The 14,782-nt window shown below is 71.4% G+C and carries 14 protein-coding genes; 3 read left to right on the top strand and 11 right to left on the bottom strand.

The genetic code is table 11. From position 1 onward, the window contains the following. Positions 1–26: 26 nt before the first annotated feature. The 8 genes from WA640_RS12835 to WA640_RS12800 form a co-directional block, all read right to left on the bottom strand. A complete protein-coding gene (locus tag WA640_RS12835; protein ID WP_335988058.1) occupies positions 27–635 on the bottom strand; it encodes a DUF624 domain-containing protein in 609 nt (202 codons plus the stop codon). Further along, positions 635–1,528, bottom strand: a complete 894-nt coding sequence (locus WA640_RS12830; protein ID WP_335988057.1) for a carbohydrate ABC transporter permease — start codon at positions 1,526–1,528, stop codon at positions 635–637. The genes WA640_RS12835 and WA640_RS12830 overlap by 1 nt, the downstream gene beginning before the upstream one ends. Further along, the gene (locus WA640_RS12825) at positions 1,525–2,514 is read right to left on the bottom strand and encodes a carbohydrate ABC transporter permease (RefSeq protein ID WP_219926893.1); all 990 of its coding nucleotides are present in this window, start codon (positions 2,512–2,514) and stop codon (positions 1,525–1,527) included. The genes WA640_RS12830 and WA640_RS12825 overlap by 4 nt, the downstream gene beginning before the upstream one ends. Positions 2,515–2,584: 70 nt before the next feature. Continuing rightward, positions 2,585–3,880 (bottom strand): ABC transporter substrate-binding protein, encoded by a 1,296-nt coding sequence (locus WA640_RS12820; protein ID WP_335988056.1) that lies wholly within the window; start codon positions 3,878–3,880, stop codon positions 2,585–2,587. A 54-nt stretch (positions 3,881–3,934) separates the two neighbouring features. Continuing rightward, complete coding sequence (locus tag WA640_RS12815) at positions 3,935–5,380, bottom strand: rhamnulokinase (protein WP_335988055.1); 1,446 nt, start codon at positions 5,378–5,380, stop codon at positions 3,935–3,937. Continuing rightward, the gene (locus WA640_RS12810; protein WP_335988054.1) at positions 5,377–7,407 is read right to left on the bottom strand and encodes a bifunctional aldolase/short-chain dehydrogenase; all 2,031 of its coding nucleotides are present in this window, start codon (positions 7,405–7,407) and stop codon (positions 5,377–5,379) included. Before WA640_RS12810 ends, WA640_RS12815 begins: the two co-directional genes overlap by 4 nt. After that, positions 7,408–8,577, bottom strand: coding sequence for an L-rhamnose isomerase (rhaI, locus tag WA640_RS12805; RefSeq protein WP_335988053.1), 1,170 nt, complete (start codon positions 8,575–8,577; stop codon positions 7,408–7,410). Continuing rightward, positions 8,574–8,954 carry an L-rhamnose mutarotase gene (locus tag WA640_RS12800; RefSeq protein ID WP_335988052.1) on the bottom strand — a complete coding sequence of 127 codons (381 nt, stop codon included), beginning with the start codon at positions 8,952–8,954 and terminating at the stop codon, positions 8,574–8,576. The genes rhaI and WA640_RS12800 overlap by 4 nt, the downstream gene beginning before the upstream one ends. A 234-nt stretch (positions 8,955–9,188) precedes the next feature. Between WA640_RS12800 and WA640_RS12795 the strand changes: the two genes are divergently transcribed. Further along, complete coding sequence (locus WA640_RS12795; RefSeq protein ID WP_219926895.1) at positions 9,189–10,196, top strand: LacI family DNA-binding transcriptional regulator; 1,008 nt, start codon at positions 9,189–9,191, stop codon at positions 10,194–10,196. A 107-nt stretch (positions 10,197–10,303) separates the two neighbouring features. Then, on the top strand, positions 10,304–11,812 hold the full coding sequence (gene arfA / locus WA640_RS12790; RefSeq protein ID WP_335988051.1) for an arabinosylfuranosidase ArfA: 1,509 nt from the start codon (positions 10,304–10,306) through the stop codon (positions 11,810–11,812). Between the two features lie 48 nt (positions 11,813–11,860). On the opposite strand, the gene WA640_RS12785 is transcribed toward arfA, so the two are convergent. Beyond that, the gene (locus WA640_RS12785) at positions 11,861–12,349 is read right to left on the bottom strand and encodes an Lrp/AsnC family transcriptional regulator (protein WP_335988050.1); all 489 of its coding nucleotides are present in this window, start codon (positions 12,347–12,349) and stop codon (positions 11,861–11,863) included. Positions 12,350–12,447: 98 nt separating this feature from the next. Here WA640_RS12785 and WA640_RS12780 point away from each other — a divergent pair, with 98 nt between their 5' ends. Continuing rightward, complete coding sequence (locus tag WA640_RS12780; protein ID WP_335988049.1) at positions 12,448–13,641, top strand: trans-sulfuration enzyme family protein; 1,194 nt, start codon at positions 12,448–12,450, stop codon at positions 13,639–13,641. Here WA640_RS12780 and WA640_RS12775 read toward each other — a convergent pair. Together WA640_RS12775 and WA640_RS12770 are read right to left on the bottom strand one after the other, a co-directional pair. Further along, positions 13,623–14,024 (bottom strand): SUKH-4 family immunity protein, encoded by a 402-nt coding sequence (locus tag WA640_RS12775; RefSeq protein WP_335988048.1) that lies wholly within the window; start codon positions 14,022–14,024, stop codon positions 13,623–13,625. The two genes, WA640_RS12780 and WA640_RS12775, sit on opposite strands and share 19 nt — an antisense overlap. Then, positions 14,021–14,767, bottom strand: coding sequence for a maleylpyruvate isomerase family mycothiol-dependent enzyme (locus tag WA640_RS12770; protein ID WP_335988047.1), 747 nt, complete (start codon positions 14,765–14,767; stop codon positions 14,021–14,023). Before WA640_RS12770 ends, WA640_RS12775 begins: the two co-directional genes overlap by 4 nt. Positions 14,768–14,782: the final 15 nt, after the last annotated feature.

Raw genomic sequence — 14,782 nt, 5'->3', positions numbered from 1 at the left:
CCGGCGGCCCGGCTCGGCCGTGAGGACTACTCCCCTGCGTCCTCCTCCGCCCGCTGGAGCGCCCTGCGGCGCACCGCCACCGCGGCCCCCGCCAGGCACCCGGCCATCGGCACCGCCAGGAGCCACAGGGCCCACGCGGCCGCCGCGAGCACCGCCACGCCGCCCAGGAGGATCCCCGTGCCGCCGAGGTCGGTGCGGGTGCCGTCGAGGGCGCGGGCGAACAGGTCCCGCCACCGCTCCCCCGGGGCCCACTCCGCGGCGGCCCGCAGCAGGACCGTCGCCGCGAGCCCTGCGACGACGAACGTCGCCAGCGCGAAGCCGGGCCGGCCCGGGACGCCCTCCTGCGCGAGCACCGCGAGGTTGAGCGACAGGAGCAGGGCCGCGCCGATCATCGCGAGGCCGGTCTTCCAGCCGGTGCGCCACGCCTCGCGGAAGTCCGCCCAGAACGAGCCCCACGACGTGGAGTCCCCTTCCGCGTAGGCCCGCAGGTGCCGGGACGCGGCCGCCAGCGCGGCCGGGACCGTCACGACCGGGATTGCGGCGAGGGCGAACCACACGCCGGTCAGCAGGCACTCGGCGAAGAGCGCGAAGCCCTCGCCGAACGCCTGCCGTCTCGGTCTTGCGATGGCGGCCATCAGCCCTTGACCCCGGAGGTGGCGATGCCCTTGATGAGGAACTTCTGGAAGACCAGGAAGAACAGCACCACGGGGACGAGCGACAGCAGCGTCATCGCCATCATGCCGCCGTAGTTGGAGACGGCCTCGGTGTTGTTGTAGGACTGGAGGAGCCGCGGCAGCGGGAACTTCTCGATCTCGTGCAGGTAGATCAACGGGCCCATGAAGTCGTTCCAGGAGCCGATGAACGTGAAGATCGAGGAGGTCACGATCGCGGGGCGCAGCAGCGGCAGCATGATCGAGAAGAAGATGCGGAAGTGCCCGGCGCCGTCAATGGTCGCGGCCTGGTCGAGTTCGCGGGGGATGCCGCGCAGGAACTGGATGTACATGAACACGAAGAACGCGTCGAGGGCGAGGAACTTGCCGATGACGAGCGGGAAGATCGTGTTGACGACGTCGAGTTCGGAGAAGATCAGGTACTGCGGGATGAGCATGACCTGGCCGGGCAGCAGCAGCGTCGCGATGACGACGGCGAACATGGCCTTGCGGCCGGGGAACTCCAGGCGGCCCAGGGCGTAGGCGGTGATCGAGCAGGAGACGACGATGCCGATCACGGACAGGGCGGCGATGACGAACGAGTTCCAGAAGAACCGCCACAGCGGGACCCCGGCGAGGCCGTCGAAGGCGCTCGCGAAGTTCTCCCACGTGATCGTCGCGGGGATCGGCGACAGGTCGGTGATGATGTCCGCGTTGGGTTTGATGGACGCGGTGAGGACCCAGAACGCCGGGTAGAGGACGACGACGAGGGACGCCAGGAGGCACAGGTGCCACAGGACGGAGCGTCCTTTTTCCCCTGCGGTGCGCTGGCGGCGGCCGACGACTCGGGGTTCGGTGGTTGCTTCGGCGGCGGTCATCGGTTGTCCTCCCCCGCGTAGTAGACGAGGTTCTTGGCGGCGCGGAACATGATGAGGGTGACCACGCCGACGGCGAGCACGAGCATCCACGCCCATGCGGACGCGTAGCCCATGCGCAGGTCGACGAAGGCCAGCGCGTAGATGCGCACGGTGTAGAAGAGCGTGGACCAGGCGGGGCCGCCCGCGGTGCCGCCGATGATGAAGGCGGGGCCGAACATCTGGAACGCGTGGACGGTCTCCATGAGCACGTTGAAGAAGATGACCGGGGAGAGCATGGGGATCGTGATGTGCACGAACCGGTGCCACTTGCCGGCGCCGTCGACTTCGGCGGCCTCGTAGAGCTCGCCGGGGACCTGGAGGAGCCCGGCCATGAAGATGACCATGGGCGCGCCGAAGGTCCAGACGCTGAGGAGCACGAGCATGAGGATGGAGACGTCGGGGTTGCCGATGAACCCGCCGCCTTCCCAGCCGAAGAGGCTCATGAACTGGTCCTGGGGGCCGTCGGCGGCAAAGAGCGCCTTCCAGACCAGGGCCATGCCGACGCTCATGGCGATGAGCGAGGGCATGTAGAACGCGGCCCGGTAGAAGCCGATGCCGCGGCGCTTCTGGGTGAGGAGCATGGCGACGGCGAGGGACGCGAGGAGCTTCAGCGGGACGGCGAGGACGACGTACAGGAGCGTGACCTTGACGGCCCGCGCGAACATCGGGTCCTCGAACATGGCGCGGTAGTTCTCGAAGCCGATGAAGTCGCCGCCGAGGACGAGGTGGTAGTCGGTGAACGAGAGGTACAGCGACCACAGCATGGGCCCGACGGTGAACACCAGCGAGCCGATGATCCACGGGGTCATGAAGGTGTAGCCGGTGAGCAGTTCGCCGCGGCGGGAGAGGGAGGGGCGGCGCTTGGCGGCGCCCTTCTGCTTCTTCGCCTGCGCGGTGGCTCCGGCCTCGTCTGCCGCGGGCGGGGCCGCGGTCGGAGGAGCTGTCACGGTGAGGTTCCTTATCGGCGTTGGCTTTCGGGCCGCGCGGCGAACGGGCGCCGCGCGGCCCTGGGAGGGACTACTGCTCGGAGGCGAGGAGGGTCTCGGCCTCGGTGAAGAAGAGGTCGGCCGCTTCGGTGGTGGTCATGGCCGCGTACTGGACCTGCTGGTAGATCTCGCCGAACTTGACCTCGATGGCGCCGGTGGCGGCGGGCGGGGCGGGCGGCGGGGTCGTCAGGTACTCGGAGACGCTGGCCTCGTAGTCGAGGACGGCTTGCGCGTACTCGTCGAGCTCGACGTTCTCCAGGCCGGTGTTGGTGGCCGGGATGCCGCGGTTGGTGCCGAGGATCGCGATCGCCTCGGGGTCGCCGAGGAAGAAGTCGATGAACTTGGCGGCGGCCTCGGGCTGCTCGGTGGTGCCGGAGATGACCAGCTGCATCGAGGGCTTGAGGTAGAGGCCGAGGTTGCCGGGGTCGAGGCTCGGCGGGGCGGCGAGGGCGAGCGTGCCGCCGTTCTCCGCAACGGTCGGCGAGAAGCCGGGCATGAAGTTGTCCCAGCCGATCTCGGAGGCGAGGGCGTCCTGGACGAGGCCGTCCTCGGTCCATTCGATGGTGGTCTCGACCGGCGGGACGTTCCCGGCGGCGTACAGGTCCGCGGTGGTGGCCCACCACTCGGCGAGCTGCTCCTTGGTGAAGTTGAGGGCCTTGCCGTCCTCGGTGTAGAACGAGCCGCCCTGCTGGCGCAGCCACAGCTCCATGAAGTGGTACTGCCCGGCCCAGTCGCCGCCGCCCCACTTGCCCTCGCCGAGGGCGGGGGTGAGGGTGGCGATGTCGGCGCCGTACTGCTCCCAGGTGTAGCCGGGGGCGGGGGTGGCGATGCCGTGCTGCTCGAACCAGTCGGAGCGGTAGATCAGGCCGAGGGTGTTGCCCGCGGCCGGGACGGCGATGAGCTGGCCGTCGAGCTTGGCGGTGTCGAGGAAGCCCTCGCGGAAGTCGTCGGTCTTGACGACGCCTTCGAGCGGCAGGAGCATCCCGGCGCCGCCGAACTGGCGCAGCCGCGAGTAGTCCATCTGGAAGACGTCGGGCAGGTCGCGCGAGGCCATGCGGCCGGCCATTCCTTCCCAGTAGGTCGGGAAGTCGGCGAAGTTCGCCTTGACCTTGATGCCCTCGTTCTTCTGCTGGAACAGGTCGATGACCTGGTTGGTGAGGTCGGCGCGGGTCTCGTCGCCCCACCATTCGAAGCTGATCTCGATCGGGTCGTCGGCGGTGCCCGCGGGCCCGTCGTCGCCGCAGGCCGCGGCGGCGGCCAGCACGGCGGCGGCCGAGGCGCCCGTGAGGAGGGATCGGCGCCGCAGGCGGTGAGGATGGCGGATCATCGTTGATTGCTCCTTCTGAAATGAGGGGTCCCGCCGAGGGCGGGCCTTCGGGATCTATTGAGGCGGTCCCGACAGTCGTCGGGTGGCTTGCTCCCAGGGGCCTTGCGGCCCTTGGGGTTCGTGGCGCCTGGGCTGCGCGGAGGCGCGGGCCGCGGCGCGGCGGGCGTCGGGTCCGGGGCCGATGAGGCCGAGGGCCTGGGCCTGGACGAGGGCGTTGCCGAGGGCGGTGGCCTCGTCGGGTCCGGCGAGCACGGGGCGGCCGGTGGCGTCGGCGGTGAGCTGGCACAGGAGGGCGTTCTTGGAGCCGCCGCCGACGATGTGGATCGTGTGGACCGCCTCGCCGGTGAGGGTTTCGAGGGCGTCGATCGCGCGGCGGTGCGCGAGCGCGAGGGAGTCGAGGATGCACGCGGCGATCTGCGCGGGGGTCTCGGGGACCGGCTGGCCGGTCTCGGCGCAGTAGGCGCGGAGGCGCTCGGGCATGTCGCCGGGGTTGGCGAAGCGGGGGTCGTCGGGGTCGACGACCGAGCGCAGGCGCTCTTCTCTTCCGGCGGCGTCGAGGAGGTCGGCGAGGTCGATGTCGTGGCCTCGGCGGCGCCAGGTGTCGACGGACTCGGAGAGGAGCCAGAGTCCGGCGACGTTGCGCAGGAAGCGGATCGTGCCGTCGGCGCCGCGCTCGTTGGTGAACCCGGCGGCGAGGGCCGCGGGCGTGGCGATGGGGGTGTCGCGTTCGGTGCCGACGAGGGACCAGGTGCCGCAGGAGATGTAGGCGGCGTTCGGGCCTTCGTAGGGGACGGCCGCGACGGCGGCGGCGGTGTCGTGGCTGGCGGTCGCGATCACCTGGGTGGTGGCGGCGAGGCCGGTGGCGTCGGCGATCTCGGGGAGGACCGGGCCGAGGACGGTGCCGGTGGGGGTGACCGGGCCGAGGAGGCCGAGGTCGATCCCGGCGGCGTCCGCGGCGGCTGCGGACCAGTCGCCGGTGGCGGGGTCGAGGAGCCCGGTGGTGGAGGCGTTCGTGGCCTCCCAGGCGGCCTCGCCGCTGAGCCAGTAGGCGAGGAGGTCGGGGACGAGGAGGGCGCGGTGGGCGCCGGGCGCGTCGGCGGTGAGCTGGAAGACCGTGTTGAACGGCTGCGGCTGGATGCCGGTGAGCGCGAACAGGGTCTCAGGGGCGGTGCGGGCGAGGACGTCCGCTTTGGCCTTGGCGCCGCGGGCGTCGCGGTAGCAGTAGGGGTTGGCGATGAGGTGGCCGTCGGCGTCGAGGAGGCCGTAGTCCACGGCCCAGGAGTCGACGCCGATCGAGACGGCCTCGCCGACGGCGCGCAGGCCGTCGAGGACGCCGGACCACAGGCCGAGGACGTCCCAGTACAGGCGCCCGCGGACCTGGACGGCGCGGTTGGGGAACCGGGCGGCCTCGGTGAGGCCGATCCGGTCCCCGTCCGCGACGCGGGCGGCCATGACGCGCCCGGAGGACGCGCCGAGGTCGACGGCAGCCAGGATCGTCACCGTAGGAACCCCTGGGGGTTACCCGAGTCCACGGGGATGTGGACGCCGGTGGTCAGGCCCAGGTCGGGGCCGACGAGCGCGTAGACCGCGTCGGCGACCGAAGACGGGAGCACCTCGCGCTTGAGCAGGGTCCGGCCCGCGTAGTACTGGCCGAGCTCCTCTTCCTTGACGCCGTAGACGGCCGCGCGGTTCGCGCCCCACCCGGAGGCGAAGATCCCCGACCCGCGGACGACCCCGTCGGGGTTGACGCCGTTGACGCGGATGCCGTGCTCCCCGAGTTCGGCGGCGAGGAGGCGCACCTGGTGGGCCTGGTCGGCCTTGGTCGCGGAGTACGCGATGTTGTTGGGGCCCGCGAACACCGAGTTCTTCGAGGCGATGTAGACGATGTCGCCGCCCAGGCCCTGCGCGATCATGAGCCGCGCGGCCTCGCGGGAGACGAGGAACGAGCCCTTCGCCATGACGTCGTGCTGGAGGTCCCAGTCCGCGGCCGTGGTGTCGAGCAGCGGCTTGGACAGCGAGAGCCCGGCGTTGTTGACGACGAGGTCGACGCCGCAGAACGCGAGCGCGGCCGCGTCCAATGCGGACTTGATCGCGCTTTCATCGGTGACGTTGCAGGACACCCCGACCGCGACGTCGGCCGATCCGATCTCGGCCGCCGCGGCGGCAGCCTTCTCGGCGTCGAGGTCGGCGATGACGACGCAGGCGCCTTCGGCCGCAAGGCGCTCGGCGGTGGCCTTGCCGATGCCCCCGGCCGCGCCGGTCACCAGCGCGACGCGCCCGGCGAGCGGCTTGGGCTTGGGGCGGCGCTGGAGCTTGGCCTCTTCGAGGGACCAGTACTCGATGCGGAACTTCTCGGACTCGGCGATCGGCTCGTAGGTGGAGACCGACTCGGCCCCGCGCATCACGTTGATCGCGTTGACGTAGAACTCCCCCGCGACGCGCGCGGTCTGCTTGTCGGCGCCGAAGGAGAACATGCCGACGCCGGGGACCAGGACGATCGCCGGGTCCGCGCCGCGGATCGCCGGGGAGTCCTCGGTCGCGAAGCGCTCGTAGTAGGCGCGGTACTCCTCGCGGTAGGCCGCGTGGCGCTCCTGGAGCTGCGCGATCACGTCCGCGAGGGGCGCGTCGGCGGCGGTCTCCAGGATCAGGGGCCGGACCTTGGTGCGCAGGAAGTGGTCCGGACAGGAGGTGCCCAGCGCGGCCAGGCGCGGCATCTCGGCCGAGGCGAGGAAGTCGAGGACCTCCGGGGCGTCGGTGAAGTGCCCGACCTGGCGGTGGTCGGTGGAGGCGAGGCCGCGCACGACGGGCGCGAGCGCGGCCGCGCGCTCGCGACGCTCGGTCTCGCCGAGCGGAGCCCACTGGGCGACCTTGTCGCCGAACGGGTCCGGCTTGCCGTGCTCGGCGAGGTAGGCCTCGCAGCCGCGGATGATCTCCAGGGAGTTCGCTTCGCATTCTTCGGACGTCGCGCCCCAGGCGGTGATGCCGTGGCCGCCGAGGATGCACCCGATCGCCTGCGGGTTCGCCTCCTTGATCGCGGCGATGTCCAGGCCCAGCTGGAAGCCGGGGCGTCGCCAGTCGACCCACACCACGCGGTCGGAGAAGCAGGCTTCGGTGAGCGCGGGCCCGTCGGCGGCGGTCGCGAACGCGATCCCGGAGTCGGGATGGAGGTGGTCCACATGCGCGGCGTCGACGAGGCCGTGCATCGCGGTGTCGATCGACGGGGCGGCGCCGCCGCGGCCGTGGAGGCAGTAGTCGAAGCGCTCGACCATGACGTCCTCTTCATCGACGCCCGGGTAGGTGTCCGCCATGGCGCGCAGGCGGTCCAGGCGCAGCACGGCGAGCCCGGACTCCTTGAGGGTGCCGAGGTCGCCGCCGGAGCCCTTGACCCACAGCAGCTCGACGTCCTCGCCGGTGACCGGGTCGGTCTCGGCGCCCTTCGCGGAGGTGTTCCCGCCCGCGAAGTTCGTGTTCCGCTTGTCCGCACCGAGGCGGTTCGAGCGGGTGATCAGGTCGTTGACAGCGCTCACTTACGCACCCCATCCGGCCTGGGCGCCGCCGACGCGGGCGGCCTTGATCTCCTCGGCGTACCCGGAGGCGGCGTACGCGGCCATCGGGTCGGCGGCGAGGCCCTTCTCCGCGCGGACCTCGGCCAGGAGCGGGCGCACGTCGGTGTTGTAGGCGTCCATGAGGACCGCGTTCGCGCCGAGCACGTCGCCGGCCTGCTGCGCGGCGGCAAGGGCGTCGTGGTCGACCAGGAGGGCCTTGGCGGTCGCCTCCTGCACGTTCATGATCGAGCGGATCTGGCCGGGGATCTTCGGCTCGATGTTGTGGCACTGGTCGAGCATGTAGGCGATGCCCGAATCGGGGAGGAGGACGTCCTGGAGGGTGAGCTCGTGGAGGATCCGGAAGAGCTGGAACGGGTCGGCGGCGCCGACCATGAGGTCGTCGTCGGCGTAGAACCGGGAGTTGAAGTCGAAGCCGCCGAGCTTGCCTTCGCGCAGCAGGAACGCCACGATGAACTCGATGTTGACGCCGGGCGCGTGGTGGCCGGTGTCGATGACCACGTGGGCCTTGGGGCCGAGCTTGAGGCAGTGCGCGTACGCGGTGCCCCAGTCGGGGACGTCGGTGGTGTAGAACGACGGCTCGAACAGCTTGTATTCGAGCAGGAGCCGCTGGTGGTCGCCGAGGCGGGCGTAGACCTCGGCGAGTGACTCGGCGAGGTGGTCCTGGCGCCCGGAGATGGAGTCCTGGCCAGGGTAGTTGGTGCCGTCGGCGAACCAGAGCTTGAGGTCGGCGGAGCCGGTGGCGTCCATGATGTCGACGCATTCGAGGAGGTGGTCGACGGCCTTGCGGCGGATCTTCGCGTCGGGGTGGCAGACCGAGCCGAGCATGTAGTCGTCGTCCTGGAACGTGTTCGAGTTGATGGTCCCGATGCGCACGTTCAGGTCCGCGGCATGGCGGGCGAGGTCGGCGTAGTCCTCGACCTTGTCCCAGGGGATGTGGAGGGCGACGGACCCGGCGGCGCCGGTGTACTTGTGGACCTGGGCGGCGTCGGCGAGCTTCTCGTACGGGTCGCGCGGGACGCCCTGCTGGGCGAAGACCTTGAAGCGGGTGCCGGAGTTCCCGAACGCCCAGGAGGGCATCTCGATGCTCTGGCCCGCGAGGACCTGCTTGGCGTACGGTGTGCGGTCGCTCATTTGCGGGCTCCTTCAGCGGCGGCGTCGGCCGCGGCCAGTTGGGTCTCCAGGTTGAACACTTCGGTGAGGACGTTGAACGCGTCGTCGGCGTGCGCGCCGCCGGTGCCCTCGAAGAACGGGGCCATCGACTCCTGCCAGCGGGCGTTGACGTCGGTGCGGGCCATGGCCTCGCGGGCGGCGTCGAAGTCGGGGGTCTCCAGGTAGCCGACGAGGAGGCCGTCCTCGGCCAGGAACAGGGAGTAGTTCGTCCAGCCGGTCGCGGCGAGGGCGCGGAGCATGTCGGGCCACACGGCGGCGTGGCGCTCCTTGTACTCCTCGATGCGGTCGGGTCTGACGCGGAGGGTGAAGCACACGCGGGTGGGTGGCGCAGCGGTCACGGGGTTCCTCCCTGAAGGGTGCGGGCTCCGGCGTGTGAACGCCGTGTTTTTGAATCGTTTCATGAACGGATTTCGATAAAGTAGAACGGGAAGCAAGCGCTTGTCAAGCCGCGGCCGGGAAGAAATTCGAACACGGTTCGGTATATGCTCCTCAAGCTCGCCGTTCACGGTTGAACCGTTTCAATCGGCGGGCCGCCTGCGCCCCCGCCCCCCGATAGACTCATTGAGGTGACCATGACCACTACCAGTATGAAAGACGTCGCGCGAGCGGCCGGCGTCTCGGTCGGGACGGTCTCCAATGTGCTCAACCGGCCCGAGGCCGTCGCCGAGGAGACCAGGGCGCGCGTGCTCGCCGCCATCGCCGATCTCGGCTACGTGCGCAACGACTCCGCGCGCCAGCTGCGGGCCGGGCGCAGCCGCACCGTCGCGATCGTGGTCCTCGACGTGGCCAACCCGTTCTTCACCGACGTGGTCCGCGGCGCCGAGCCCCTGGTGGAGTCCGCGGGCGGCGTGGTGACCGTGTGCGACTCCGGCGAGGACGTGCGCCGCGAGCGGCGGCACCTGGAACTCCTTGAGGAGCAGCGGGTCCTGGGCCTGCTCATCACCCCGGTGGACGACTCGTCGGCGTCGTGGATCGAGCGGCTCACCGGGCACGACATCCCCGTGGTCCTGGTCGACCGCGGCGCCGGGCGCCACCCGCACTGCTCGGTGGCCGTCGACGACGTCGCGGGCGGGCGCCTCGCCGCGAGGCACCTGGTCGAGCGCGGGCACCGGCGGATCGCGTTCATCGGCGGGCCCTCGGCGATCCCGCAGGTCGCCGACCGGTACGAGGGCTGCCGGGAGGTGTGCGAGGACGCGGGCGTCGAGCTGGAGGTGTTCGCGACCCCGGGCCTGAACTTCCAGGCCGGGCGCGAGGCCGTGGAGGCGATGCTCGGGCGCGAGGACCGGCCCACGGCCGTGTTCTGCGCCAACGACCTCGTCGCGCTCGGCGCGCTCCAGGGATTGACGATGCACGGCGTGAAAGTCCCGCAGGAGTGCGCGATCGTCGGCTACGACGACATCGACTTCGCCGCCGCGGCGGCCGTGCCGCTGTCGTCGGTGCGCCAGCCGCGGGCCCAGCTCGGTCGCACGGCGGCGCAGCTCCTGTTCGACGAGATCGCCGAGGGCACGGAGCACACGCACCGCAACGTGGTGTTCCAGCCGGAGCTGATCGCGCGGGCCTCGACAGCGCTCGAACTCTGACGACCCCGGTACTGTACCGGTAAAGCAATCTTTGGTAGCGTCACGGCTACCGGGACTTCAGGGTGCCCGGGTTACCGTTCACCACGCAGTCCCTACCGGAGGCGATCATGGCCGACCACCACCGCGCACGCATCGAGTTCGACCCCCGCTTCACCGTCGCCGAGGTCCCCGACAGGCTGTTCGGGTCGTTCGTCGAGCACCTCGGCCGGTGCGTCTACACGGGCATCTACGAGCCCGAGCACCCGACCGCGAACGCCGACGGCCTCCGCGAGGACGTCCTCGACCTCATCCGCGAGCTGGGCCCGACCATGATCCGCTACCCCGGCGGGAACTTCGTCTCCGGCTACCGGTGGGAGGACGGCGTCGGCCCCAAGGAGGACCGGCCCCGCCGCCTCGACCTCGCGTGGGGCACCACCGAGACCAACCAGTTCGGCCTCGGCGAGTTCATGAAGTTCTGCCGCACCGTCGACGTCGAGCCGAACATGGCCGTCAACCTCGGCACCCGCGGCCTCCAGGAGGCCCTCGACCTGTTCGAGTACGCCAACCACCCCTCCGGCACGTACTGGTCGGACCTGCGCCGCTCCCACGGCGACGAGGAGCCCTACGGCATCAAGCTGTGGTGCCTGGGCAACGAGATGGACGGCCCCTGGCAGATCGGCCAGCGCACCGCCACCGAGTACGGCCGCATCGCCGACCAGACCGCCCGGTCGCTGCGGTTCATCGACGGCTCCGACGACCTCGACCTGGTCGCGTGCGGCTCGTCCTCGCGCGGCATGCCGTTCTTCGGCGCATGGGAGAACGAGGTCCTCACGCACACCTACGAGTCGGTGGACTACATCTCCGCGCACGCCTACTACCACCCGCTCGACGGCGACGTCACCTCGTTCATGGCCTCGGCGCAGGACATGGAGCTGTTCATCGACGGGGTCATCGCCACCGCCGACGCGGTGGGCGCGAAGCTCAAGAGCGACAAGAAGATCAACATCTCCTTCGACGAGTGGAACGTGTGGTACCAGACCGCGCCCACCGGCGAGCGCCCCGAGCCGTGGTCGATCGCCCCGCGCCAGCTGGAGGACCACTACTCGGCGATGGACGCGGTCGTGTTCGGGTCGCTGCTCATCACGCTGCTGCGGCGCTCGGACCGCGTGACCGCGGCGTGCCTGGCGCAGCTGGTCAACGTGATCGCGCCGATCATGACCGAGCCGGGCGGGCCCGCGTGGCGCCAGACCACGTTCTTCCCGTTCGCCGAGGCCTCGAAGTACGGGCGCGGCACGGTCCTGAACGTCAACGCCGACTCCCCCGCCTTCGACACGAAGAAGTACGGCGAGGTCTCGGCCCTCCACTCGGTCGCGGTGGCGGGCGAGGACGGGTCGGTCACGGTGTTCGCGGTCAACCGCGACCTGGAGACCCCGATGACCCTGGAGATCGACGCGTCGTCGGTGCAGGTCGGGGACGTGACGGTCTCGACGCTCACGGACGCCGACCGGGACGCGAAGAACACCCTCGACGACCAGGACCGGGTCGCCCCGGTCGCCAACGGCGACGTCGTCGTCAAGGACGGCCTGATCACTGTGGAGCTTCCCGCGATGAGCTGGAACACCATCCGCATCGCCTAGCGGCGCAATGCAAGGGGGCCCGGGCCGGTCGGTCCGGGCCTGCCGTCGTCACGGGAGGAGGCCGCGGCCGTCGCGGACCTCGAAGACGAGCTGCGTCTCGGTCTGGCGGACCATCGGGTGGACGGTGATGTGCTCCAGGATGAGGTCGCGCAGGGCTTCGGGCCCGGCGACCGCGGCGTGCAGGAGGAAGTCGTCGTCGCCGCCGACGTGGAACACGGTGAGGACCCCGGGCAGGGTGGTGAGCCGGTCGTACAGGTGGTGGACGAGTTCGCGGCTGTGGGAGCCCAGGCGCACCTTGATGATCGCGTGGAGGGGCCGGCCGAGGGCTTCGGCGCTGAGGTGGGCGCGGATGCCGGTGACGACCCCGGATTCGCGCAGGGCCCTGACGCGGTAGGCGCAGGTGGACTCGGCGACGCCCGCGCGGGAGGCGATGGCGGCGTTGGTCATGCGGCCGTCCTCGGCGAGCGCGGCGAGGATCGCGAGGTCGGTGCCGTCGAGCGGGACCGGTTGCGTTTTCTTCGGCCGCACCTCGGCCATGACGGCTCCTCCCGCTGAATCTGCACTGGTATCCCGCTATGCCGGGGGTTTCCGCGGCAAGTATTGCAGCAGGTTGGGGATCTGCCTAGAGTCCGGTCATGACTTCGCCGTGGCTGCAACCCGACACGATCGCCGTTCACGCCGGCCGCGAGGACCTCGCCGCACTCGGCGTGCACGCCCTCCCGATCGACCTGTCCACCACGAACCCGCTGCCGGACATCGAGGCGGGCGGCCTGTCGTACGAGGCGATGGCCTCCGGCGGAGCCCCGACCACGGAGGGCGGGAACGTGTACGCGCGGCTGTGGAACCCCACGGTCGCCCGGTTCGAGTCGGCGCTCGCGCGGCTGGAGCGCACCGAGGAGGCCGTGGCGTTCTCCTCGGGGATGGCGGCGATGACCGCGGCGGTCCTGGCGGCGACCGCGGGCACGGGCCGCCGCCACGTGCTGGCCGTGCGGCCCTTGTACGGCGGGACCGACCACCTGCTGTCGACGGGCCTGCTGGGGACCGAGACCACGTACTGCACCGCGGCCGGGGTGGCCGCGGCGCTGCGGCCCGACACGGCGATGGTGGTGCTGGAGACCCCGGCGAACCCCACGCTCGACCTGGTCGACATCCACGCGGTCGTCGAGGCGGCCCAAGGCGTCCCGGTGCTGGTGGACAACACGTTCGCCACGCCGGTGCTCCAGAACCCGGCCGACTTCGGGGCCGCGATGGTGCTGCATTCCGCCACGAAGTACCTGGGCGGGCACGGGGACGTGATCGCCGGGGTGATCGCGTGCGGGGCCGAGACCGCGGCGGCGCTGCGCCGGGTCCGGGCCGTCACCGGCGGGCTCCTGCACCCGCTCGGCGCGTACCTGCTGCACCGGGGGCTGACGACGCTGCCGGTCAGGGTCCGGGCGCAGCAGGCCGGGGCCGAGCAGGTCGCGGCGTGGCTGCGGGGGCATCCGGCCGTGGCGCGCGTGCACTACCCGAGCGGGGACCCGCTGCTGGGCGTGCAGATGCGCGGGCCCGGCGCGATGATCGCCGTGGACCTGCGCGGCGGCTTCGAGCAGGCGAAGCAGGTGACGGGCGCGGTCGGCCTGTTCACGCACGCGGTGTCGCTGGGCGGCGTGGACTCGCTGATCCAGCACCCGGCGGCGCTCACCCACCGGCCGGTCGCGGACGGCGCGAAGCCCGCCGACAGCATCGTCAGGCTCTCGATCGGCCTCGAAGCGCCCGAGGACCTCATCACGGACCTCGACCGCGCGCTCGCCGCGCACCGCCCGGCCGCGGCTCACGCGGGCAGGGCGTAGCCCAGCTCCTCGGCGGCGGTCGACCAGAAGCCGTTCTCGTCGGCCACCGCGACCGGGTCGACGGCCTCGAAGCGCTCCAGGAGGGCGTCGGTGAACGCGTCCCCTGGGTCCTCGTCGTCGCTGAAGCCTTCGGCGGCGAGGCGTTCGGCTTCGGCTGCGGCCTCGGCGTAGATCGCGGCGCACGCGTCGAACTCGGCGCGGCCCGCGTTGACCGGCGACGGGTCGCCGCCGTCGGGCAGGAGCCAAACGGTCCCGTCGGCGCGGTCGATCCCGATCGCGCTCAGGCCCGGGTCGACTGCGAGGAGGTCGAAGTCGCGGTCCCCGACGCGGCTCTGCGGGAGCGGTTCGGCCTGCACGGCGCCGGGGTAGGGCAGGGCGGTCACTGCGCGAACATTTCGACGAGGTCGTACAGGGCCTGCGCATCCTCGGCCTTGCCGTCCACGGTGACCGCGTCGACCGGGAGGCGCCGCCACAGCCAGCACAGGAGCTCCCCCGGCGTCCCGGACACGACGGTCCCGGTGCCCGCGCCGTCGGCGACGTCGATGCCCGCGGCGGTCACGGACACGGTCCAGGCCCGCTCCCCCGCGTCGAGTCCGACCTCCAGGCCCAGGTTCGCGGCGACGGCGTCGGCGACCCACTCGCGGTAGGCGCGCGAGCCCCACGCGAGCATGACCGTCGCCATCTCGTCGATCCCGTCGAGCGCCAGCGCCGCGTCGATCTCCGCGACCGGGAGTCCCGCGGCGAGCTCGGCGTCCACGCGGTGGACCACCGTCTCCTGCGCCATGCGGCGGATCCAGAACCCGACGGTCTGGTCGGGCCCGTACCAGGTGTAGGCGAGGCTCTCCGGGCCGCGGTCGTCGAACTCGGCGAGCAGCTCGGCCAGCGCGGCGTCGAACCGCTCCACGGCCACGCCGCCGCGCGCGATCCGATCGGCCTCGGCCGGTTCGCGCAGCAGCCGCATCGACTGGAGCTTGTGGTCGTACACCCCGGTCACGTGGTCGAGCAGATCAGTGGCGGTCCACTCGGGACAGGACGGCACCTTGGCGTCGGGTGCGGCGGCGAGGGCGGCGGCGCGGAAGCGGGCGGCTTCGGCGACCAGGTGCGCCCGGAGATCGGGGAAATCCATGCCCCGATCCTCGCA

It is taken from the genome of Glycomyces sp. MUSA5-2, from assembly GCF_037034145.1.
GTDB lineage: Bacteria > Actinomycetota > Actinomycetes > Mycobacteriales > Micromonosporaceae > Glycomyces > Glycomyces artemisiae.
This window is presented reverse-complemented; position numbering and strand designations above follow the sequence as displayed.